This window comes from Pseudomonas sp. TE3910, from assembly GCF_056279025.1.
In genome coordinates this window covers 1,824,810-1,844,856 of sequence record NZ_JBWBQN010000001.1, presented here as the reverse complement: position 1 = coordinate 1,844,856, position 20,047 = coordinate 1,824,810, and the positions used below count along the sequence as shown (strand labels likewise).

Below are 20,047 nucleotides of genomic sequence, written 5' to 3'. Positions count from 1 at the left end.
CCTTACAGCCCGGCTGCGTCGACATCGATCAACAACAAGCGTCGACCTTCATCGAAAAACTGTCCTGCCGTCAGGCAATACTGGTTGCTGGTGGCATCGCGGTAGGTGGTCGAGAGGATCAGTCGACGTTCTTCCCAGCCTTCGGCGAGCAGTTGATAGAAGTAGGGGCGCCATGACCAGTTGTGGCCCAGATAGCTGGCATCGCTATGCCAGCGACGCTCCCGCCACTCCAGATTCGGGGTCAGTTGGGTACCATGGCGGTCACATTGAAAAAAGCGTAATACCCAGGGATAGGCGTCCAGCTGTGGCAGCTGCTTGAGCGGTGCCTTCGCCATGGCCCAGGCGTGCAGTTGTGGCATCAGGGTGCTCAGCTTGCGGCGCATGTCCATCAAGCGTTTGCGCTCGTCAAGCTTGCCATGGACGTACTGTTGGCGCAGATGAGCAAAACGTTCGACAAAAGCCTCGGCCGGGAAGAATTCGAGTTCGGCCTGTGCAAACAGAAACCCTTGGACGAAGCGTGCACCGCACTCGAGCGCGAAGTTCAGCTCCGCTTCAGTCTCGACCCCTTCGGCGATGATCCAGCAGCCGGTCTTTTCCGCCATCTGCGCGAGGGCTTTTACCACTTCGCTACTGGGCCCGCCTCGAGCGGCGGCCTGAAACAGGCGCATGTCCAGTTTGAGGATGTCGGGCTGCAGCGCCAGCACCCGGTCCAATTGGGAGTAGCCAGCACCGAAATCATCAATGGCGATCCTTGCACCGGCTTGGCGATAGCGCTTGACCACCTCGGCCAGGCGTTGCGGGTCACCACTGAGTTCGGTGATCTCGAAGACCACCCGCTGTGGATCGATGCCCTCTTTTTCTAACTGCATCAAGCTTGGCAGTGGTTGCCCGGTCGCCAGCTCACTGACCCAGCGTGGGGAGATATTCAGGCTGAGAAACCAGTCCTCAGGGGCAAGATGGAACTGTCGCAGGGCATGCTGACGCAGTTGTCGATCAAGTTCGCGCAGGTTGTCTATGGGCAGTGAAGGATCGTTGAACAGCGCGCCGACGCTCTGCAGCGAGCCGTCGGCTTGGCGCAAGCGTCCAAGGGCTTCCACGCCGGCGATACGGCCTGTGGCAGTATCGATGAAGGGCTGAAAGCAGGCGAGCGGTTGCCCGTCGAACACGGCGGCTCCTCAGGTGAAGTGGGTTGGCAACGAGGCCTTGCCAGTGCAAGGCCTGCTGGCCGACGCTGCAAGAATGCAGCCAGTTTGCTCAGGGTCTGCCAGAGGGGGGCTGCATGAATACCCTGATCAAGGGAATCAGGCTGCTGCCCAGGCGAATCAGGCGAGCAAGATTGCCGCTTCTGGCGCCCTTGCCGGTGAGGAAACCCAAGGCGACAACGGCGCCCAGCCCCCAGAGCGGCGCGTGTTTGATACCCAGGCCATCCTGCAGGTTGCCCGTCATTTTTTTCAGGCGAGTCAGTGGCTCGAGCAGCTCACCCGAGGCCTGGCGGATTTCCTGGCGGTGCATTTCCATTTGCAAGCGCACCAGCGCCTTGCGCAGGTCATGGCGGTTAGGTTTGTGGGGTAGCTGGGACAGGCTCATGGCAACAGGCGCTCCCGGTCTTTGGCCAGTTCTTCAAGGGTTGCACTGAAGGGGGAGGTCTCGTCGGATATCAGCGCCTTCAGGCGCAAGCCGCAAAACAGCGCCGCCAATCCATGGAACACACACAGGCCAATGATCCCGGCCAGTCGGTAGCTGTCCCAGAGCAGGATCAGTACCAGCACGGACAATGCGCCCAGCAGCAGCAGTGTGAACACCAAGGCCAGCCCGGCCAGCAGCAGCAGGCCTAGGCTTCGCGTTTTCTGTTCCTGCAACTCGATACCGAACAGTTCCACATGGCCGTGCAGCAGGCCCAGAACGGCGGCACCGAGCCGTCGGGAAGACGGCCCGTTGTTGGTTGTTTCGGTTTCCATACCGCAGGGCCTCAGCGACGGCTGGCCAGCAGGCCAATCAGAAGGCCGACACCCGCCGCGATACCCACCGAGCGCCATGGGTTGCTTTGTACATACTCCTCGGTGGCGCCCAAGGCTGCCTGACCGCGCTCGCGCAGAGAGTCTTCGGTCAATTTCAGGGTTTCTCGGGCGCGCAGCAGGCTGTCGTGGATTTGGGTGCGCAGTTCATCCGCCTGGTCGCCGGCCAGCGTCGCGGTATGCTCCAGCAGTTTTTCGGTGTCACGCACCAGGGTCTGGAAATCGGCCATCAGGGTTTCTTGAGCATTCTTTGCCATTTTGCTGGTCATGGGCGTTTCCCTCAGAGGCATGTGAATAGTTCGAGTGTGCAGCGGTATCAAAGGTTCACTGGTACAGCTTTTGCTGTGCTGTGGTGCATCCGGGCTCGTTCTTGCGCTGAATGTGGGCGTAAGGCCCGAGGCTGGTGGATAAACCTTAACCCAATCCAAGACAAACCCCAGAAAAAACTCAAGCAGGTAGTGCGTTCGGCCTTGTGGGTGCGCCAAATCGGGGCGTCGCAAGGGGTGCGCGAACTGCTTTGGTGCTTTTTCTCCCCTTGCAGGCCTGCCTTTACATGGAAAACTTGCAAAGCGCCGTGGACACATTGGTTCATGGCTCCAACACCTTGTTCATCTTGCTGGGGGCCGTGATGGTCCTGGCCATGCACGCCGGTTTCGCCTTCCTTGAGGTGGGGACTGTGCGGCACAAGAATCAGGTCAACGCCTTGTCGAAGATTCTCAGTGACTTCGCCATTTCGACCTTGGCCTATTTCTTTGTGGGTTACTGGATTTCCTATGGTGTCAGCTTCATGCATCCGGCCGCCACGCTGGGTGCCGATCATGGCTATGGATTGGTCAAGTTCTTCTTTCTGCTGACCTTCGCGGCAGCGATCCCGGCGATTATTTCCGGTGGTATCGCCGAGCGTGCACGCTTTGTGCCGCAGTTGTGTGCCACCGCGCTGATCGTTGCCTTTGTCTATCCCTTTTTCGAGGGGGTTGTCTGGAACGGCAATTTCGGTGTCCAGGCCTGGTTGCAGGTGCGTTTCGGGGCTGGCTTCCATGACTTTGCCGGCTCTGTGGTGGTGCATGCCATGGGCGGTTGGCTGGCCTTGGCCGCAGTGTTGTTGCTGGGGCCGCGCAATGGTCGTTACCGTGAGGGACGCCTGGTGGCCTTTGCACCCTCCAATATCCCGTTTCTGGCCTTGGGGTCGTGGATTCTGATCGTCGGCTGGTTTGGCTTCAACGTCATGAGTGCGCAGACCTTGCAGGCCGTCAGTGGCCTGGTGGCGGTCAACTCGCTGATGGCGATGGTTGGTGGAACGTTGGCAGCGCTGCTGGTGGGGCGTAACGACCCTGGTTTTCTGCACAACGGACCGCTTGCCGGGTTGGTGGCTGTCTGTGCGGGTTCGGACCTCATGCACCCCGTTGGTGCGCTGGCAACCGGTGCAATTGCCGGTGCGCTGTTTGTCTGGTGTTTTACCGCGGCGCAGAACCGCTGGAAGCTTGATGATGTATTGGGGGTTTGGCCATTGCACGGCGTCTGCGGGGTCTGGGGCGGTATTGCCTGTGGCATTTTTGGCCAGAGTGCCTTGGGTGGATTGGGCGGTGTCAGCCTGATCAGCCAGTTGATTGGCAGCCTGGCGGGTGTGCTGGTGGCACTGGCTGGTGGTTTCAGCGTGTACGGTGTGATCAAGCGTGTGCATGGCTTGCGCCTGAGTCAGGAGCAGGAGTATTACGGCGCCGATTTGTCGATCCACAAGATCGGCGCCACCAGTCAGGACTGAGGCCGACTAGCGACCGCCCAGCAGCAGTGATTCGCAGGCTTCTATCGCTTCCAGCGGGCCGCTGAGCACCACGGCGTCGCCCGCATGCAGGCAGGTACTGGCATCGAGTTTCAAATCGTTACCCTGGCGCTGTACGGATTGCAACTCGACACCCAGTGTCTCAAGGGCCAGTTCGCCCAGCGGACGGCCACAGGCATAGGCGTCGGCCCCCAGGCTCACAGCGTGCAGCAGCACTTTGGGTTGCCCTTCGCTGTCGATCAGGCTGGTCTGCGCACCATGATAGAAGCCATGGAGCAGGCGATAACGGGTCTTGCGCACTTCGTCGACACGCTTTTGCACCTGGTCCTGCGGCAGGCCGAGCATGACCAGTGCATGGGAGGCCAGCATCAGGCTGGACTCCAGCAACTCTGGCACCACCGCGTTGGCACCGGCGGCGCGTAGTTCTTCGCGCTGGCTGTCATCGCGGGTACGCACGAGAATTGGAACGTCACGGTTCAGTTGGCGTGCCGCCTTGAGCACATTCAAGGCAACTTCTGTCTTGTCCACGGCAATGACCAGCAGGCGCGCCCGGTCCAGGCCGATCGCCGCCAGCAGTTCGCCGCGGCGTGAGTCGCCGTAATGGACGTTGTGTTCGCCCGCTGCAGCTTCCTGCACGCGCACCGGGTCGTCATCCAGGGCGATGAAGGCGAGCTGCTCCTGGCGCAGGAAGCGTCCGATCGACTGGCCAACCCGGCCATAACCGCAAATCAGCACGTGGCCGCTCAGGGCCGCGCTTTGCGCGCCGATTTCTTCCAGTTGAACTTCCTGGTTGGGTTTGCGGTGCAGGCGTGCGGCGATAGAGGGCGCCGCGCGCAGCAGCAGGGGGGTGACCAGCATCGAGCAGAACGTTGCCGCCAGCAGCAGGTCGCCGAGCGCCTCGGGCAGCAGTTTGTTGTGTTGCATCTGGGCCATGAGGGCGAAACAGAATTCACCGCCCTGGGCCAGTGCCAGGCCGCTGCGCCATGCGGTCTCGCTGTCGCTGCCACGAACGCGAACCAGGGCAGCCACAACCGCGCCCTTGATAACCAGCAGGGCCAGGGTCAAGGCGAGGATCTCCAGGCCATGGCTGGCGAACAGTTGCAGGTCGATCAGCATGCCGATACTGACGAAAAACAGCCCCAGCAGGATGTCGCGGAAGGGGCGAATGTCCGCCTCGATCTGATGGCGATAATGGCTTTCACCCAGCAGCATGCCGGCCAGGAACGCGCCCAGTGCCGGAGACAGGCCCAACAGGTGTGTCAGCCAGGCCGTCAGCAGCACGATGACCAGCGCCAACAGAACGAACAGTTCCGCCGAATGAGAGTTGGCCACTTCGTGGAACAGTCGCGGCAGCAACCAGCGGCTGGCCATCAGCAGGCCGACGAAGAGGATCACCGTCTTGCCCAGCGTGAGTGGCAGTGCGAGGTACCACGCCTGGCCGCTTTGCCCGGCAAACACCGGTACCAGGGTCAGCAGCAGAACCGCCACGACATCCTGGAACAGCAATACACCGATCGCATTCTGCCCGTGGCTGCTGAAAATTTCCCCGAGGCTGGTCAGCTCCTTGCTGACGATTGCGGTGGACGACAGCGCCAGGCCACCTCCCAGCAGCAAGGCTGCGTTGGTCGGCATGCCGAGCAGGGCGAGTAGCCCGGCCAGTACAAACGTGGAGCAAATGACCTGCAGGCTGCCGAGGCCGAACACCACTTTGCGCAGCGCCATCATTTTCGACAGGGAAAACTCCAGGCCGAGGGAAAACAGCAGGAACACCACGCCCATTTCGGCAAGGTCCGGCAGCTCTTCGCTTTCATTGACCCAGTCCAGCGCGGTTGGGCCAACGAACAGGCCAACGCAGAGATAGCCGAGCACAGGTGGTAGCTGCACCCGGCGGAAGATGGCAATGACGACCAGCGATGACGCCAGAATGATCAACAGGTTTGCAAACACAACATACTCCATGTACGAAAACAGCAAAAAAACACAAAAGCATAGCGCCAGGTGCTGCGTGGCTCCTTGATTCGAATCAGTATCGCAGGCGTCAGGGATGGCGTGGGGCAAGTGCCTCGACGGCCTTGTACCCTCGACCTAAAATACCCATTCATTCTTTTTATCGGTAACTGTCAATGCTTCCTGAATGCCAGCTGTTCGGCACCCTGGGATGTCACTTGTGCGAAGTGGCAGAAGCCCTGTTGATGCCGTTTGTCGAGCATGGCCTGTTGGTCGAACTGGTGGATATTGCCGAGGACGAGATGCAGGTCGAGCGTTATGGGCTGCGAATTCCCGTGCTGCGTCGTTGCGACAGCGGTGCCGAGTTGAATTGGCCTTTTGATGCCGAGCAGGTCGTCGCCTTTCTCCGTTGATGTCGTTTCTTCCCGGTGGCTTTTTCCTGGCGCACACCGGGCCTGGACGGGTTCACACTCTACTCCGTTGCCTCGGGAGCGGCAGCGTGTGTGACCTATTCAGCCAAAGGAGTGGCATCCATGAACCTTTCCAAACACTTCACCCTGTCCGAGATGACCGCGTCCCGGACCGCCAGTCGCCTGGGTATCGATAACACCCCGAACGATGAGGTTTTGATCAATCTCAAGCGCCTTTGCGCCACGCTGGAGCAGGTGCGCAGCCTGGTTGGCCGGCCCGTGCTGGTCAGCAGCGGCTACCGTTCGCCCGCACTCAACCGCGCAGTGGGTGGCTCGCCCAAGAGTACACACAGGCTGGGGTTGGCGGCAGACATCAGTGTTGCGGGCATGGCTCCGCTGGAGCTGGCGCAGTTGATAGCGCAAAGCACGCTGGCGTTTGATCAACTGATACTGGAGTTCGACAGTTGGGTGCACCTGGGGTTATCGGCCTCTGCCGAGCGTCGGCAGATCCTGACGATTCGCAAGGGCACCGGTTACCTGCCTGGCCTGCAGTAAGTGAGGTGCTGTCATTGACGGCATGCAGGTCACTCAATATGCTGTATATAGATACAGTATTTGCGGGCGGTTACGCTCAAGGACTCGAAACATGGTCAACGTCGAACAACTGAAGTACACCGTCAATCGCATGTCGGTCGAGATGGTCAGTGAGGCGGTGCTTGAACTGCGCCTTGACGGGCTTGTGCTTGAGGGCAAGACACCCTTCAACAAACTGCACTTCAACACCTGCTTCGCTGAAATAGAAGCCTTGTTTCAGCGTGCCGGCTATCACCGCCCATTGGATGTGGTCGGTTATCAGGGGTTGCTGTACGCGCTGTATGACCCCACGCGCTGGGACGCCGTCGATGTACTGCGCTGGCTCAAGGAGTTCACCGAAGCGGCAGCGGTTCAGGCTGGCTGAGCTGAGTGCCATGCGGGATAATGGTCGGCCATTATCCTCTGGGTGTTCCCATGGCCTTCGCTTCATTCGATCCGGCACAGCATCAAGCCAGCACCGTCTGTCTCCCTCCAGGTGCCTGGTTAACGGTACTGGACTGCCTATGTGATCACTTCAAGGCCATCGGGCGTGAACAATGGCTTGACCGTATTGCCCGGGGCCGTGTGCTGGATGCTCAGGGTGCACCGATCCCGGTCGACCTGCCCTATCGCCAGGGGCTGCGCATCCATTACTTTCGTGAAGTGCCTAACGAAAAGCCGATTCTCGTGCAGGAAACCCTGGTGCATGTGGATGAGCACCTGGTGGTGGCCGACAAACCGCATTTCTTGCCAGTAACGCCCACGGGCGAGTATGTCGAGCAGACCCTGCTGCGGCGGCTGATCCGTCGTCTGGATAACCCGAACCTGGTACCGTTGCATCGTATCGATCGACACACCGCAGGCCTGGTGCTGTTTTCTGCCAATCCACAGAGCCGTTCCGCGTATCAATCATTGTTTCCCAATCGGCAGATCGACAAGCGTTATCAGGCTATTGCCCCTGCCTTGCCAGCACTGGCGTTCCCCTTGGTGCATAAAAGCCGCCTGGTCAGCGGGGAGCCATTTTTCCGCATGCAGGAAGTAGACGGGGTCAGTAACAGCGAGACGCTGGCCGACGTATTGGAAAAAAATGGCGAGTTCTGGCGGTATGGGCTGTCGCCAGTGACCGGCAAGACGCATCAGTTGCGCGTGCACATGACTGCGCTGGGGGCGAGCATCTGTAACGATCCCTTCTACCCAGAGGTGCGTCACGAGGACGACGATTACAGCAAGCCGCTGAAACTGCTGGCGCATAGCCTGCGTTTCAAGGACCCGTTAAGTGGTGAAGAGCGCTACTTCGAGAGCGAGCTGACGCTCGACTGGTAGATGGGGTGTCGGCGCACAGCCTTGTGGCTGTGCGCCTGACCGGTTCAGCGGTTGAAGCGTTCGACCAGCGAGTACTGGCTGGTGGCGGTGCGGGTCAACTCTTCGCTAAGCAGGGCAGAGTGCTGGGCCTGCTCGGAGGTTTGATCGGCCAGTTGAGCAATGGTGCTGATATTGCGGCTGATCTCATCGGCCACGGCAGTCTGCTCTTCGGTGGCGGCAGCGATCTGGGTGGTCATGTCGGTGATGTTGGCCACCGCTTCGCTGATACCCAGCAGTGCCTGGTCGGCTTCCATGACCCGAGCCACGCCTTCTTCGGCCTGACGATGGCCCGCTTCCATGGTCTGTACGGCGTTGCTGGCAGTTTGCTGCAGCTTGGCGATCAGCCCGTGGATCTGGCCGGTCGATTCGCTGGTGCGTTGTGCCAGTTGACGAACTTCATCCGCGACGACCGCGAAGCCGCGGCCCATTTCGCCGGCACGGGCAGCCTCGATGGCAGCGTTCAGTGCCAGCAGGTTGGTCTGGTCGGCAATGCCTTTGATCACATCCACCACGCCGCCGATTTCGTCACTGTCACGTGCCAGTTGCGTCACGGTCTGCCCGGTTTCGCCGACGGCCTGGGACAGGCGCTGGATGGCCTCGCGGGTTTCCCCGGCGATATCCCGGCCGCGTCCAGTCAGGCGATTGGCTTCCTGGGTGGCATCGGCGGTGCGTTGAACGTGGTTGGCCACTTCTTGAGTGGTGGCGGCCATCTGGTTGACGGCAGCGGCGACCTGTTCGGTTTCAACGCGTTGGCGCTCCAGCCCCGAGGAGCTGTTTATGCGCCAGGGTGTCGGATTGACGCGCCTGTTCGTTCAGGTGTTCAGCGGTGTCCTGTAGGCGGGTCAGGCAGGTCTTGAGGCGTGCATCCTGGCTGAGCATGGCCATTTCCAGGCGGCCCTGAACACCACGGCTGTCGCTGTACATTTGGGCGATCAGCGGGTCAGAGGTGGTCTGCTCGGCCAGACGCAGCAGACGCTTGAGGCCGCGTTGTTGCCAGGTCAGGCCCATCAGGCCCAGTGGCACGGACAAGCCAGCGGCCAGGGCAAAGCCCCACGAATGGCCGAGCCAGTTACCGATCAGGAAACCGATCTGGCTGACCAGAATGAACGGTAGCCAGTCCTGCAGCACCGGCAGCCACTTGTCACGCTTTGGAATAGCCGACTTGCCTTGGTTGATTCGCTCGTACAACCCTTGGGCGCGGCGTATTTGTTCAGCTGTCGGTTTTACCCGCACGGACTCGTAGCCGACGACCTGATTGTTTTCAAAAACAGGAGTCACGTAGGCGTTGACCCAGTAGTGATCACCGTTCTTGCAGCGGTTCTTGACGATACCCATCCATGGCAGCCCCTGTTTCAGGGTGCCCCACATGTGAGCAAATACCGCCGGCGGCACGTCCGGATGGCGAACCAGGTTGTGTGGGGCGCGCAACAGCTCCTCTCGCGAGAAACCGCTGATTTCGACGAAGGCATCGTTGCAGTAGGTAATCAGACCTTTGGCATCGGTAGTCGAAATCAAACGTTGTTGATCTGGAAACGTCCGTTCGCGCTGGGTAATCGGCTGGTTATTACGCATTAGCTGTTCAATCCGGAAGGCTTTCGAGGGGTATCGGCAGCGAGTTGTTTTTATTGAGTCGATTTTTGCAGCCATTGATCGAGCGCAGGGTTTTCAATCATGACCTGAGTTATGCGAAAAAGCTGCAGCTTTCAGAGAATTGCAAGCATTCTTTCATGCTTTTGACATAAAAGTCAGCAACTGACCAGTCGTTCACACTTTGGCTCATTTATTCAGCATTGGGTAGGTGAACAAACTGAAATGCAGCAGGTTCAGGGTGAAGTGGCTGACAACTGCTGCCAGCAGCCCGCCATGGCGGTAAACCAGGCCGTAACCTGCGCCTGCAATGCTTGCCAGTACCACCCATTGCCAACCGCCACCGAGGTGGGCCAGGCCGAATACGCCTGCGGCCAATAGCAGCGCCAGGCGCTGGCCATGCTCACGGTGCCTGAGCAGGTGTTGCAGGCCACCCTGAATGTACCCGCGAAACAGCACTTCTTCGGTCACGCTCACCAGCAGCAGGTTGTTGGCCAGCCATAGCCAGCCCTGTGTTGGCCATTTCGGTGCCCAGGCGACCATGCCGAGCAATTGTGCACTGCCCAGGCAGGCCATAGCGATCACGGCGGTCATGGTTGCAATCATGGGGACGCTGGTGGAGGTGTTGCGTGTGCCGGCCAGCATCCACGGGCAAGCCAGCAGTATCCAGAACGCGATCAGCGGCTTATCCAGGTTCAGGTACATCGAGTAGGGTGCGGCGTCGGTACTGAAGCGTTGCGCGTCGATGACTTTGGCGCTGTTGAAGCCGGGAAGCCAATGCAGGGCCAGCCCCGCCGCGAGCAGCACGAACAACCCATGGCCGCAGGCCTTCAACCAGCTGCTGCGAGGTCGTTGCACAAGCGCTGCCGCACACAGCAGCAGGATTAACCCGGGTAGGGCGGCACGTGTCAGTTGGCCCTGGCTCAGCGCGAAGGCGTAACCGAGGCAGAGCAGGGCAAGGGCAACCCCACGAGGTGATGGCATGTCGATTACCTTACGGTGAAGTCCGCGATGTTGGACTTGAACTGCACGGTAAAAGACACGCCTTTTTACGGGGCAACGACGATGGCCGCAGGGCCATCCATCAGGCCCCCTTGCCGGCGATCAGCTGCCGCAGCACGTAGTGCAGGATGCCGCCTGCCTTGAAGTACTCCACTTCGTTCAGGGTGTCGATGCGGCACAAGACCTCCAGGCTATCCTCGCGACCGTTGTCCCGGGTGATACGCAGGCGCAGCGCCATTCCCGGTGAAAGGACGGTCCCGCTCAGGCCAAGGATATCGATACGCTCATCCCCCTTGAACGCCAGGGTCTTGCGATTTTGTCCGGGCCTGAATTGCAGGGGCAGTACGCCCATGCCCACCAGGTTGGAGCGGTGGATACGCTCGAAGCTTTCCGCCAGTACCGCTTTGACGCCCAGCAGGTTGGTACCCTTGGCAGCCCAGTCGCGGCTGGACCCGGTGCCATACTCTTGACCAGCGATCACCACCAGTGGCGTGCCGTCGGTGCGGTAGCGCATGGCGGCATCGTAGATCGACAGTTTCTCGCCGCTGGGAATATGCACGGTGTTACCGCCTTCTTCGCCACCGAGCATTTCGTTGCGGATACGGATATTGGCGAAGGTGCCGCGCATCATCACCTCATGGTTGCCGCGACGTGAGCCGTAGGAGTTGAAATCAGGCGGGGCCACGCCCTTGTCGCGCAGGTAGCGCCCGGCCGGGCTGTCAGCCTTGATGTTGCCGGCTGGCGAGATATGGTCGGTGGTCACCGAATCACCCAGCAATGCCAGGATGCGTGCGCCGTGAATGTCCTGAATCTGTGGCAGCGGGCCAGTGATGTCATCGAAGAACGGTGGGTGTTGAATATAGGTCGAGTCGTTCTGCCAGGCGTAGGTGGCAGCCTGCGGTACCTCGATGGCTTGCCATTGGGCGTCTCCTGCAAAGACTTCGGCATACTCTTTATGGAACATCGCCGTATCGACGCTGGCCACGGCCATGGCAATTTCCTGTTGGCTGGGCCAGATGTCGCGCAGGTAGACGGGTTGGCCGTCCCGGCCAGTGCCCAGCGGTTCTTTGCTCAGGTCGATACGTACGCTGCCGGCCAGGGCATAGGCCACCACCAGCGGCGGCGAAGCCAACCAGTTGGTTTTCACCAGAGGGTGCACACGGCCTTCAAAGTTGCGGTTGCCGGAGAGTACCGACGCTACGGTCAGGTCATGTTCGGTGATCGCCTTTTCGACGGGCGCGTCCAGAGGGCCGGAGTTACCGATGCAGGTGGTACAGCCATAGCCCACCAGGTCGAAGCCAAGGTCGTTCAGGTAAGGGGTCAGGCCTGCTGCCTGGTAATAGTCAGTCACCACTTTTGAGCCGGGTGCCAGCGAGCTCTTCACCCAGGGTTTGCGTTGCAAGCCTTTCTCCACGGCTTTTTTGGCCACCAGCCCGGCAGCCATCATTACGCTGGGGTTGGAGGTGTTGGTACAGGAGGTTATGGCGGCGATGACCACCGCCCCCTCTTGCAGAGCCGGATAATCGCTGCCAGTAGTCACCCCGCCATTGCGCGCGCTCGCCTTGGGTTGCAGGCTCATGAAGTCATCGAAGGCTTGGCGGACCTGCGAAAGCGCCACGCGGTCCTGCGGGCGTTTCGGGCCTGCAAGGCTGGCTTCGACGCTGTTCAGGTCCAGTGCCAGGGTGTCGGTAAAGGCGGGCGCGTGGCCGGGCAGGCGCCATAGGCCTTGCGCTTTGCAATAGGCCTCGACCCGTTTCACGGTTGCCTCGGGCCGACCCGACAGGCGCAGGTAATCCAGGGTGATGTCGTCGACCGGGAAGAAGCCGCAGGTGGCACCGTATTCCGGGGCCATGTTGGCGATCGTTGCGCGGTCGGCCAAGGGCAGGTCGGCCAGGCCGTCGCCATAGAACTCAACGAATTTGCCGACCACGCCTTTCTTGCGCAGCATCTGGGTGACGGTCAACACCAGGTCGGTGGCCGTGATGCCCTCGCGCAGTTTGCCGGTCAATTGGAAACCAATCACTTCGGGGATCAGCATGGAAACTGGCTGGCCGAGCATGGCTGCCTCTGCTTCGATGCCGCCCACCCCCCAACCCAGTACGCCCAGGCCGTTGATCATGGTGGTGTGCGAGTCAGTGCCAACCAGTGTGTCGGGAAAGGCGTAGGTACGGCCGTCCTCCTCGCGGGTCCAGACGGTCTGCCCCAGGTACTCGAGGTTGACCTGATGGCAAATGCCGGTACCTGGCGGTACCACACGGAAATTGTCGAACGCGTTTTGCCCCCAGCGCAGAAAGGCATAGCGTTCGCCATTGCGCTGCATTTCGATGTCGACGTTTTCACTGAAAGCCTGCTGGCTGGCGTAGCGGTCGACCATCACTGAGTGGTCGATCACCAGGTCCACCGGTGACAGCGGGTTGATGCGCTGAGGGTCTCCCCCGGCCTTGGCCATGGCAGCGCGCATGGCCGCCAGGTCGACCACCGCGGGTACCCCGGTGAAATCCTGCATCAGTACCCGCGCCGGGCGGTACTGGATTTCGCGGTCGGACCGGCGATTTTCAAGCCATTTTGCCAGGGCATACAGGTCGCTGCCGGTGACCGTCTTGCCGTCCTCCCAGCGCAACAGGTTTTCCAGCAGCACCTTGAGCGACAGGGGCAGTGCGCTGAGGTCGCCCAGGCTGCGGGCGGCCTCAGGCAGGCTGTAATAGTGATAGAGGCGGTCGCCTACCGTCAGGGTCTTGAGGGTATTCAGGCTGTCGAGCGAGGGCATGGGTCAACTCCTTCTGGGCCGGTGATCGGCAATCGCCCTGCGGTCGCCGAATTCACCGTCAAGGTGTCGGTCCGCAACGCACGGACCTGGCTGAAGGGTCAGGTTAGACCTGATTGCCGGGCCTGGCTAAATACTGGACCGGCGGGACGTGTCACTGGTTCCTAAACTCCTTTATCATTCGCCGATTTGCCGCCGTTGCGCCGTGCGCTCGGCCAGGGTCTGCTGTGTGTGCTGCCGACCGTCCTGGAGTGATTGATGAATACCCTGTTTATGCATTGCCGACCCGGTTTCGAAGGCGAAGTCTGTTCCGAAATCGCCGAGCATGCCGCACGGCTGAATGTGGCCGGTTATGCCAAGGCCAAACCGCAAAGCGCGTGCGCCGAGTTCATTTGCAACGACGCCGAAGGTGCCGAGCGGTTGATGCGTGAACTGCGCTTCTCGCAGTTGATTTTCCCTCGGCAATGGGCCCGTGGCAGTTTTGTCGAACTGCCTGAAACCGACCGGATCAGCGTGCTGCTGGATACCCTGGCCGAGTACCCGGTGTGCGGCAGCCTCTGGCTGGAGGTCATGGACAGTAACGACGGCAAGGAACTGTCGACGTTCTGCCGCAAGTTCGAGGGGCCGCTGCGCAAGGCGTTGCTCAACGCTGGCCGGCTGGTGGACGACGCCGCCAAGCCGCGCTTGCTGCTGACCTTTGTCAGTGGCCGGCGGGTGTTTGTCGGGTTGGCAGCGGCGGACAATTCGGCCATGTGGCCGATGGGGATCCCGCGGCTGAAATTCCCGCGTGAAGCCCCAAGCCGCTCAACCCTGAAGCTGGAAGAAGCCTGGCACCACTTTATTCCACGCGATCAATGGCCGCAGCGCCTGTCTGAAGATATGACCGGGGTCGACCTGGGTGCCGCACCGGGTGGCTGGACCTATCAACTGGTCAAGCGCGGTATGCTGGTGACGGCTATCGACAATGGGCCAATGGCTGAAAGCTTGATGGACACCGGGCTGGTCCAGCACTTGATGGCCGATGGTTTTACCTACAAGCCCAAGCAGACCGTAGACTGGATGGTCTGTGACATCGTCGAGAAGCCGGCGCGTAGTGCAGCACTGCTGGAAACCTGGCTGGGCGAGGGCCTGTGCCGCGAAGCGGTGGTCAACCTGAAATTGCCGATGAAGCAGCGCTATGCCGAGGTTCGGCGTTTGCTGGAGCGCATCGAAGAAGGCTTCAAGGCGCGCAAGGTCAAGGTATCGATTGGCTGCAAGCAGCTGTATCACGACCGTGAAGAGGTCACCTGCCATCTGCGCCGACTGGATATGAAACCACGTTGAGGCTGTTGCACGTCGCACTGGCCCAGCCAGGCAGTGCAAGACAGTTGTTACCTAGTCTTCGGAGAAAAGCATGACTGACACCGATTCTACCCTGACCGCCGATGCGGTCCTTGATGCCAGTGGTCTGAACTGCCCTGAGCCTGTGATGATGCTGCATCAGTACGTGCGCGATCTTGGCGCGGGTGGCCTGCTCAAGGTCATCGCGACAGACCCTTCGACCCGTCGCGATATTCCCAAGTTCTGCGTATTCCTCGGCCATGAACTGGTCGAGCAGCAGGAGCTGTCTGGTACTTACCTGTACTGGATCCGCAAGAAGCTCGATTAAGCCGCTGCCTGCCGGATGCGTTTGCGTGCACTGCGCACCAGGCGCACCGAGAGCATCAATGCGGCGCAGGTCAAGCCGACAATCAGGCCCTCCCAGAGGCCGCTTGGCCCGCTGGCCGTGCCCAGCCAGTCGGTCAGGCCGAGCAGGTAACCCACCGGCAGGCCAATGCCCCAGTACGCGAACAGGGTCAGGATCATGGTGACCCGCGTGTCCTGATAGCCACGCAGTGCGCCGGCGGCAGTGACCTGGACCGCGTCGGAGAACTGGAACAGCGCCGAGTAGACGATCAGCATCGAGGCAATCTGGATGACTGCGCTGTCGGCGGTGTAGATCGAGGCAATCGGTTCGCGCATCAGCAGCATCAGGCTTGCTGAAAAGCAGGCGTAGGCCAACGCCGTGGCCATGCCGACGCCCGCAGCAAAACGTGCCTGGCGTGGCTCGCCGGCGCCGATGGCCTGGCCGACCCGCACGGTGACGGCCATGCCCAGCGAGTAGGGGATCATGAACACCAGGGAGCTGACGTTGAGGGCAATCTGGTGCCCGGCAACCACGGTTGAGCCGAGGCTGCCGATCAGCAGGGCAATCACGGCAAAGATACTCGACTCTGCAAACACCGCGATGCCGATTGGCAGGCCGATACTGAGCAGGCGCTTGATCAGGGCCCACTGCGGCCAGTCGAAGCGGGCAAACACCTCGCTTGGGCGATAGACCGGCGCCCGGGCGATCCAGACCGCCATGCACAGGGCCATGAACCACATGACGATGCCGCTGGCCCAGCCACAGCCGACACCGCCCATGGCCGGCAGGCCCAGGTGGCCATAGATGAAGATGTAGTTCAACGGGATATTCAGCATGAGCCCGGCAAGCCCCAGTACCATGCTCGGGCGTGTGAGCCCCTGGCCGTCGCTGCAGCAGCGCAACACAAAGTAGATGCCTACGGCCGGCAGGCCGAAAGCTATACCTTTCAGATAACCCATGCAGGGCGCGATCAACTCCGGGTCGACCTTCATCACGTGCAGGATTGGCTCGGCACTGATCAGCAACAGGCTGGCGGCAATTCCGACCGCCAGTGCCAGCCACAGTGCCTGGCGCACCAACGGGCCAATCTCGGCAGGCTGGCCGGCGCCGAAGCGCTGGGCAACCTTGGGCGTGGTCGCCAGCAGAATGCCGGTCATCAATAGAAACACCGGCACCCAGATGGAGTTGCCCAGCGCTACGGCGGCAAGGTCCCGCGGGCCGACCCGCCCGGCCATCACCGCATCGACGAAGCCCATGGCGGTCGTTGCCAGTTGCGCGATGATTATGGGGGTGGCCAGGCGCATCAGGGTGCTCAATTCGGCGCGAACACGAGCAGGGCGGGAGAGCGGGGTGGTGTCGGTGGTCATGAGTGTCACAAGGCAGGTGTCCCCATTGAAGGTGTGGAAAATTGCTTAGTCTAACCGTTGACGGATCGGTCAGGAAATAACCTGTGACTGGATTGGCCGGGGCCGATGCGCCTAAACTGCGCTCCCCGACAGGAGATCGCCATGCTTATTGTTGCCGACGAAAATATTCCGCTGCTCGATGCTTTTTTTGCCGGCTTCGGTGAAATTCGCCGTTACCCGGGGCGAGCCATCGACAGCGCCTGTGTGCGGGACGCCGACGTCCTGCTGGTGCGTTCGGTGACTCAGGTTGATCGGGCCTTGCTTGAAGGCAGCACGGTGCGTTTTGTCGGTACCTGCACCATTGGTACGGACCACCTCGACCTGGACTATTTCGAGCAGACAGGCATTCGCTGGTCCAGTGCACCCGGCTGCAATGCCCGCGGCGTCGTGGACTATGTACTCGGAAGCCTGCTGACGCTGGGCGAACTGGATGGCGTTGATCTGGCCAAGCGTACCTATGGTGTGGTGGGGGCTGGTGAAGTCGGACGTCGGCTGGTCGAGGTGCTGCGCGGGCTGGGTTGGTCGGTGCTGGTCTGTGATCCGCCGCGGCAGGCTCGCGAGGGCGGGGATTATGTCGGCCTGGAGCGTATTCTCGCCGAGTGCGACGTGATCAGCCTGCACACGCCGCTGACCCGTAGCGGTGAGCACGCAACCTGGCATCTGCTCGATCGCGAGCGACTGGCGCGCCTGCGGCCAGGTGCCTGGCTGATCAACGCCAGCCGAGGGCCCGTGGTGGATAACAGCGCCCTGCGTGAGCTGTTGCTCGCCCGTGACGATGTCCAGGCCGTGCTGGATGTCTGGGAAGGCGAACCACAGGTTGATCTGGCACTTGCCGACTTGTGTGTACTGGCCACGCCGCACATTGCTGGCTACAGCCTGGATGGCAAGCAGCGCGGTACCGCGCAGATCTATCAGGCATTCTGTGCCTGGCGAGGCGAGCCCGAGCAGGTGAAACTGGTCGATCTGTTGCCACGGCCATGGCTGGCGCAGCTGAGCCTTGAAGCCGAAACCGATTCGGCCTGGGCCTTGGCCACGCTGTGCCGTGCCGTGTATGACCCGCGCCGTGACGATGCAGATTTTCGCCGTAGCCTTAGCCGTGACCCGGGTAAGCAGCGAGCAGCCTTCGACCTCTTGCGCAAGCAGTACCCGGCGCGTCGGGAAATCGAAGGCCTTGCCGTAAAGGTCAATGGCGAATCGCCAGCCTTGCGGCAGATGATCGCAGCGCTGGGGGCTGTGCAGGTCTGAACGGCAGGCAATAAAAACCCGGCGCTGGCGCCGGGTTCAGGAAGTCGGTACCGATCAGGCTTTTTTGGCGGTTTTTTCCCGGCTCTTTTCCAGGTCCTGGCAAGCTTTCTGGATCATCTGCTCGGTGATCGGGATTTCACGACCCTGAGCATCAATGATCGCGCCGCAGGCCGGGTTGGCGTGGGGCGACGCTTGTTGCGATGTGCTGCTGTTCTGCAAGCTCATATCCTGTCTCCTCATCAGGTTGCAAGCTCAGCCTAGATAGGCGCGATGACCGCCTTGTGACAAGGTCCTTCGCGAGTCGCCGCGCATGTGCCAAGTCCACCAGAAAGCCATACAAACTGCCAGTAGCACTTTAGAACGAAATCTACTAGGCACTGCAGGGATGCGGCTTAAGTGCTGTGCTCATGCTGCTGCTCGGGTGTAGGCTGCTGCAAATCGACTGAAAGTGGCATTGTCATGATCCTCCGTGTGTCTTCCCGGCAACGCCAGGCCATTCAACTGGCATGGCGTTTTATCCGCCCGTATCGAAAACAGGCAATCGCCGCGCTGGTCGCGCTGGTGCTGACGGCGGCGATTACCCTGTCGATGGGGCAGGGGATTCGCTTGATGGTTGACCAGGGTTTCATGACGCAGTCGCCAACACTGCTGAATCAGTCTATCGGGTTGTTCTTGTTGCTGGTGCTGGCCCTTGCGGTTGGCACCTTTACGCGCTTCTACCTGGTGTCGTGGATCGGCGAGCGTGTTGTTGCCGATATCCGTCAGCAGGTGTTTGATCACTTGGTCTACCTGCACCCCGGTTTTTTCGAGAGCAACCGCAGTTCAGAAATTCAGTCGCGGCTGACCGCCGATACAACGTTGCTGCAATCGGTGATCGGCTCTTCGCTTTCGTTGTTTCTGCGCAATGCCTTGATGGTGGTGGGTGGCGTTGTGCTGCTGTTCGTGACCAACCCGAAGCTGACCAGCATTGTGGTGTTGGCGTTGCCCCTGGTGCTGGTGCCGATTCTGGTTTTCGGTCGGCGGGTGCGTAGCCTGTCGCGTCAGAGCCAGGACCGGGTAGCGGATGTTGGCAGTTATGTGGCCGAAACCCTGGGGCAAATCAAGACCGTGCAGGCCTACAACCATCAGGCCAGCGACCAGCGTCGTTTTGCTGTGACGGTCGAAGCGGCGTTCGACACCGCGCGCAAACGCATTCTGCAGCGCGCCTGGCTGATTACCCTGGTCATTGTGCTGGTGCTCGGTGCAGTGGGGGTGATGCTTTGGGTGGGTGGCATGGACGTGATCGCGGGGCGGATTTCCGGCGGTGAGCTGGCTGCGTTCGTTTTTTACAGCCTGATCGTCGGCAGTGCGTTTGGCACCTTGAGTGAGGTGATCGGTGAGCTTCAGCGTGCTGCGGGCGCGGCGGAACGTATTGCTGAGCTGTTGGCCGCACGCAGTGAGATCGTTTCGCCGGAGCACGGCGTGATGCACTTGCCGGAAAGGGTCAGCGGCCAGTTGGAACTGCGTGAGGTGTGCTTTGCCTATCCGTCGCGACCGAACCCGGCCGCTATTGATCATTTGAGCCTGGTGGTGGCGCCCGGCGAGACCCTGGCGTTGGTCGGGCCGTCGGGTGCTGGTAAATCAACGCTGTTTGATCTGCTGCTGCGCTTTTACGATCCGCAAACCGGGCAGATCCTGCTCGACGGCCAGCCTGTTGATCGACTGGACCCTCAGGACTTGCGGCGAAACTTCGCGCTGGTCGCACAAAACCCGGCGTTGTTCTACGGCACGGTCGAGGACAATATCCGCTACGGTCGTGCCGATGCCAGCAGCGCCGAGGTCGAGGCCGCTGCACGCAGTGCCTACGCCCATGAGTTCATCCTGCAGTTGCCTCAAGGCTATCAAACCCACCTGGGCGAGTCCGGGCTTGGGCTTTCCGGTGGTCAGCGTCAGCGCTTGGCCATTGCCCGGGCGCTCTTGGTGGATGCGCCGATCCTCTTGCTCGACGAGGCGACCAGTGCGCTGGACGCACAGAGCGAGCACTTGATCCAGCAAGCCTTGCCAGGGTTGATGGCCGGACGAACCACGCTGGTGATCGCTCACCGCCTGGCAACCGTGCAGCATGCCGACAGGATCGCTGTCATCGATCAGGGCCGGCTGGTGGCGGTCGGCACTCATCGGCAGTTGATTGCCGAAAGCCCGCTGTATGCCCGGCTGGCGGCGTTGCAGTTCAGTGCTGCAGATACGCCACATGAAGCCGATAACAAGGTGTAAGTGAGGTCTTTACAGTTTTATGACAGCCTCAATACCG

18 protein-coding genes and 1 pseudogene are annotated in these 20,047 nt (G+C 60.8%); 9 read left to right on the top strand and 10 right to left on the bottom strand.

The annotated features are described in order from the left end of the window. Window positions 1–2: 2 nt before the first annotated feature. From ACZ9H3_RS08265 to ACZ9H3_RS08250, 4 genes are all read right to left on the bottom strand, one after another. Window positions 3–1,166 carry an EAL domain-containing protein gene (locus tag ACZ9H3_RS08265; protein ID WP_065761163.1) on the bottom strand — a complete coding sequence of 388 codons (1,164 nt, stop codon included), beginning with the start codon at window positions 1,164–1,166 and terminating at the stop codon, window positions 3–5. A gap of 88 nt (window positions 1,167–1,254) precedes the next feature. Beyond that, window positions 1,255–1,587, bottom strand: a complete 333-nt coding sequence (locus ACZ9H3_RS08260; protein WP_099775415.1) for a hypothetical protein — start codon at window positions 1,585–1,587, stop codon at window positions 1,255–1,257. After that, window positions 1,584–1,958, bottom strand: a complete 375-nt coding sequence (locus ACZ9H3_RS08255; protein ID WP_065761165.1) for a phage holin family protein — start codon at window positions 1,956–1,958, stop codon at window positions 1,584–1,586. Before ACZ9H3_RS08255 ends, ACZ9H3_RS08260 begins: the two co-directional genes overlap by 4 nt. Window positions 1,959–1,969: 11 nt before the next feature. Continuing rightward, complete coding sequence (locus tag ACZ9H3_RS08250) at window positions 1,970–2,284, bottom strand: ElaB/YgaM/YqjD family protein (protein ID WP_065761166.1); 315 nt, start codon at window positions 2,282–2,284, stop codon at window positions 1,970–1,972. A 284-nt stretch (window positions 2,285–2,568) separates the two neighbouring features. Here ACZ9H3_RS08250 and ACZ9H3_RS08245 point away from each other — a divergent pair, with 284 nt between their 5' ends. Then, window positions 2,569–3,777, top strand: a complete 1,209-nt coding sequence (locus ACZ9H3_RS08245) for an ammonium transporter (protein WP_330522939.1) — start codon at window positions 2,569–2,571, stop codon at window positions 3,775–3,777. Window positions 3,778–3,783: 6 nt separating this feature from the next. On the opposite strand, the gene ACZ9H3_RS08240 is transcribed toward ACZ9H3_RS08245, so the two are convergent. After that, entirely contained in the window at window positions 3,784–5,742 is a 1,959-nt protein-coding gene (locus ACZ9H3_RS08240) for a cation:proton antiporter (protein WP_476220301.1), read from the bottom strand. Between the two features lie 176 nt (window positions 5,743–5,918). Here ACZ9H3_RS08240 and ACZ9H3_RS08235 point away from each other — a divergent pair, with 176 nt between their 5' ends. From ACZ9H3_RS08235 to ACZ9H3_RS08220, 4 genes are all read left to right on the top strand, one after another. Then, window positions 5,919–6,155 (top strand): glutaredoxin family protein, encoded by a 237-nt coding sequence (locus ACZ9H3_RS08235; protein WP_065761169.1) that lies wholly within the window; start codon window positions 5,919–5,921, stop codon window positions 6,153–6,155. Between the two features lie 120 nt (window positions 6,156–6,275). Next, entirely contained in the window at window positions 6,276–6,707 is a 432-nt protein-coding gene (locus ACZ9H3_RS08230; protein ID WP_476220298.1) for a D-Ala-D-Ala carboxypeptidase family metallohydrolase, read from the top strand. A gap of 91 nt (window positions 6,708–6,798) precedes the next feature. Next, complete coding sequence (locus tag ACZ9H3_RS08225) at window positions 6,799–7,110, top strand: transcriptional regulator (protein WP_065761171.1); 312 nt, start codon at window positions 6,799–6,801, stop codon at window positions 7,108–7,110. Window positions 7,111–7,160: 50 nt separating this feature from the next. Continuing rightward, window positions 7,161–8,048, top strand: a complete 888-nt coding sequence (locus tag ACZ9H3_RS08220; protein WP_065761174.1) for a pseudouridine synthase — start codon at window positions 7,161–7,163, stop codon at window positions 8,046–8,048. 44 nt (window positions 8,049–8,092) lie between these two features. Here ACZ9H3_RS08220 and ACZ9H3_RS08215 read toward each other — a convergent pair. From ACZ9H3_RS08215 to acnA, 3 genes and pseudogenes are all read right to left on the bottom strand, one after another. Beyond that, window positions 8,093–9,659: pseudogene (locus ACZ9H3_RS08215) on the bottom strand (methyl-accepting chemotaxis protein). A 204-nt stretch (window positions 9,660–9,863) separates the two neighbouring features. Next, window positions 9,864–10,658 (bottom strand): lysostaphin resistance A-like protein, encoded by a 795-nt coding sequence (locus tag ACZ9H3_RS08210; protein ID WP_476220296.1) that lies wholly within the window; start codon window positions 10,656–10,658, stop codon window positions 9,864–9,866. Between the two features lie 100 nt (window positions 10,659–10,758). Beyond that, window positions 10,759–13,443, bottom strand: a complete 2,685-nt coding sequence (acnA, locus tag ACZ9H3_RS08205) for an aconitate hydratase AcnA (RefSeq protein ID WP_476220294.1) — start codon at window positions 13,441–13,443, stop codon at window positions 10,759–10,761. A gap of 255 nt (window positions 13,444–13,698) precedes the next feature. Here acnA and rlmM point away from each other — a divergent pair, with 255 nt between their 5' ends. Both rlmM and tusA read left to right on the top strand, forming a co-directional pair. Continuing rightward, complete coding sequence (rlmM, locus tag ACZ9H3_RS08200; RefSeq protein ID WP_476220293.1) at window positions 13,699–14,763, top strand: 23S rRNA (cytidine(2498)-2'-O)-methyltransferase RlmM; 1,065 nt, start codon at window positions 13,699–13,701, stop codon at window positions 14,761–14,763. A gap of 70 nt (window positions 14,764–14,833) precedes the next feature. Beyond that, the gene (gene tusA / locus ACZ9H3_RS08195) at window positions 14,834–15,088 is read left to right on the top strand and encodes a sulfurtransferase TusA (protein WP_065758433.1); all 255 of its coding nucleotides are present in this window, start codon (window positions 14,834–14,836) and stop codon (window positions 15,086–15,088) included. On the opposite strand, the gene ACZ9H3_RS08190 is transcribed toward tusA, so the two are convergent. Next, window positions 15,085–16,473, bottom strand: coding sequence for an MATE family efflux transporter (locus ACZ9H3_RS08190; RefSeq protein WP_065758434.1), 1,389 nt, complete (start codon window positions 16,471–16,473; stop codon window positions 15,085–15,087). The genes tusA and ACZ9H3_RS08190 overlap by 4 nt on opposite strands. A 141-nt stretch (window positions 16,474–16,614) precedes the next feature. Between ACZ9H3_RS08190 and pdxB the strand changes: the two genes are divergently transcribed. Next, window positions 16,615–17,757: a 4-phosphoerythronate dehydrogenase PdxB gene (pdxB, locus tag ACZ9H3_RS08185; protein WP_476220290.1), complete on the top strand. Its 1,143-nt coding sequence runs from the start codon at window positions 16,615–16,617 to the stop codon at window positions 17,755–17,757. A gap of 54 nt (window positions 17,758–17,811) precedes the next feature. Here pdxB and ACZ9H3_RS08180 read toward each other — a convergent pair whose 3' ends face one another. Next, on the bottom strand, window positions 17,812–17,982 hold the full coding sequence (locus ACZ9H3_RS08180; RefSeq protein ID WP_176717399.1) for a PA1571 family protein: 171 nt from the start codon (window positions 17,980–17,982) through the stop codon (window positions 17,812–17,814). A 234-nt stretch (window positions 17,983–18,216) separates the two neighbouring features. Here ACZ9H3_RS08180 and ACZ9H3_RS08175 point away from each other — a divergent pair, with 234 nt between their 5' ends. Further along, window positions 18,217–20,010 (top strand): ABC transporter transmembrane domain-containing protein, encoded by a 1,794-nt coding sequence (locus tag ACZ9H3_RS08175; protein ID WP_476220287.1) that lies wholly within the window; start codon window positions 18,217–18,219, stop codon window positions 20,008–20,010. Window positions 20,011–20,047: the final 37 nt, after the last annotated feature.

What these genes read in the sequence shown, in the direction of transcription:
- ACZ9H3_RS08175 (WP_476220287.1), top strand. Translation starts at nt 18,217, where the DNA reads ATGATCCTCCGTGTGTCTTCCCGGCAACGCCAGGCCATTCAACTGGCA.
- ACZ9H3_RS08225 (WP_065761171.1), top strand. Translation starts at nt 6,799, where the DNA reads ATGGTCAACGTCGAACAACTGAAGTACACCGTCAATCGCATGTCGGTC.
- rlmM (WP_476220293.1), top strand. Translation starts at nt 13,699, where the DNA reads ATGAATACCCTGTTTATGCATTGCCGACCCGGTTTCGAAGGCGAAGTC.
- acnA (WP_476220294.1), bottom strand. Translation starts at nt 13,443, where the DNA reads ATGCCCTCGCTCGACAGCCTGAATACCCTCAAGACCCTGACGGTAGGC.
- ACZ9H3_RS08230 (WP_476220298.1), top strand. Translation starts at nt 6,276, where the DNA reads ATGAACCTTTCCAAACACTTCACCCTGTCCGAGATGACCGCGTCCCGG.
- ACZ9H3_RS08235 (WP_065761169.1), top strand. Translation starts at nt 5,919, where the DNA reads ATGCTTCCTGAATGCCAGCTGTTCGGCACCCTGGGATGTCACTTGTGC.
- ACZ9H3_RS08210 (WP_476220296.1), bottom strand. Translation starts at nt 10,658, where the DNA reads ATGCCATCACCTCGTGGGGTTGCCCTTGCCCTGCTCTGCCTCGGTTAC.
- ACZ9H3_RS08190 (WP_065758434.1), bottom strand. Translation starts at nt 16,473, where the DNA reads ATGACCACCGACACCACCCCGCTCTCCCGCCCTGCTCGTGTTCGCGCC.
- pdxB (WP_476220290.1), top strand. Translation starts at nt 16,615, where the DNA reads ATGCTTATTGTTGCCGACGAAAATATTCCGCTGCTCGATGCTTTTTTT.
- tusA (WP_065758433.1), top strand. Translation starts at nt 14,834, where the DNA reads ATGACTGACACCGATTCTACCCTGACCGCCGATGCGGTCCTTGATGCC.
- ACZ9H3_RS08180 (WP_176717399.1), bottom strand. Translation starts at nt 17,982, where the DNA reads ATGAGCTTGCAGAACAGCAGCACATCGCAACAAGCGTCGCCCCACGCC.
- ACZ9H3_RS08250 (WP_065761166.1), bottom strand. Translation starts at nt 2,284, where the DNA reads ATGACCAGCAAAATGGCAAAGAATGCTCAAGAAACCCTGATGGCCGAT.
- ACZ9H3_RS08220 (WP_065761174.1), top strand. Translation starts at nt 7,161, where the DNA reads ATGGCCTTCGCTTCATTCGATCCGGCACAGCATCAAGCCAGCACCGTC.
- ACZ9H3_RS08260 (WP_099775415.1), bottom strand. Translation starts at nt 1,587, where the DNA reads ATGAGCCTGTCCCAGCTACCCCACAAACCTAACCGCCATGACCTGCGC.
- ACZ9H3_RS08245 (WP_330522939.1), top strand. Translation starts at nt 2,569, where the DNA reads ATGGAAAACTTGCAAAGCGCCGTGGACACATTGGTTCATGGCTCCAAC.
- ACZ9H3_RS08255 (WP_065761165.1), bottom strand. Translation starts at nt 1,958, where the DNA reads ATGGAAACCGAAACAACCAACAACGGGCCGTCTTCCCGACGGCTCGGT.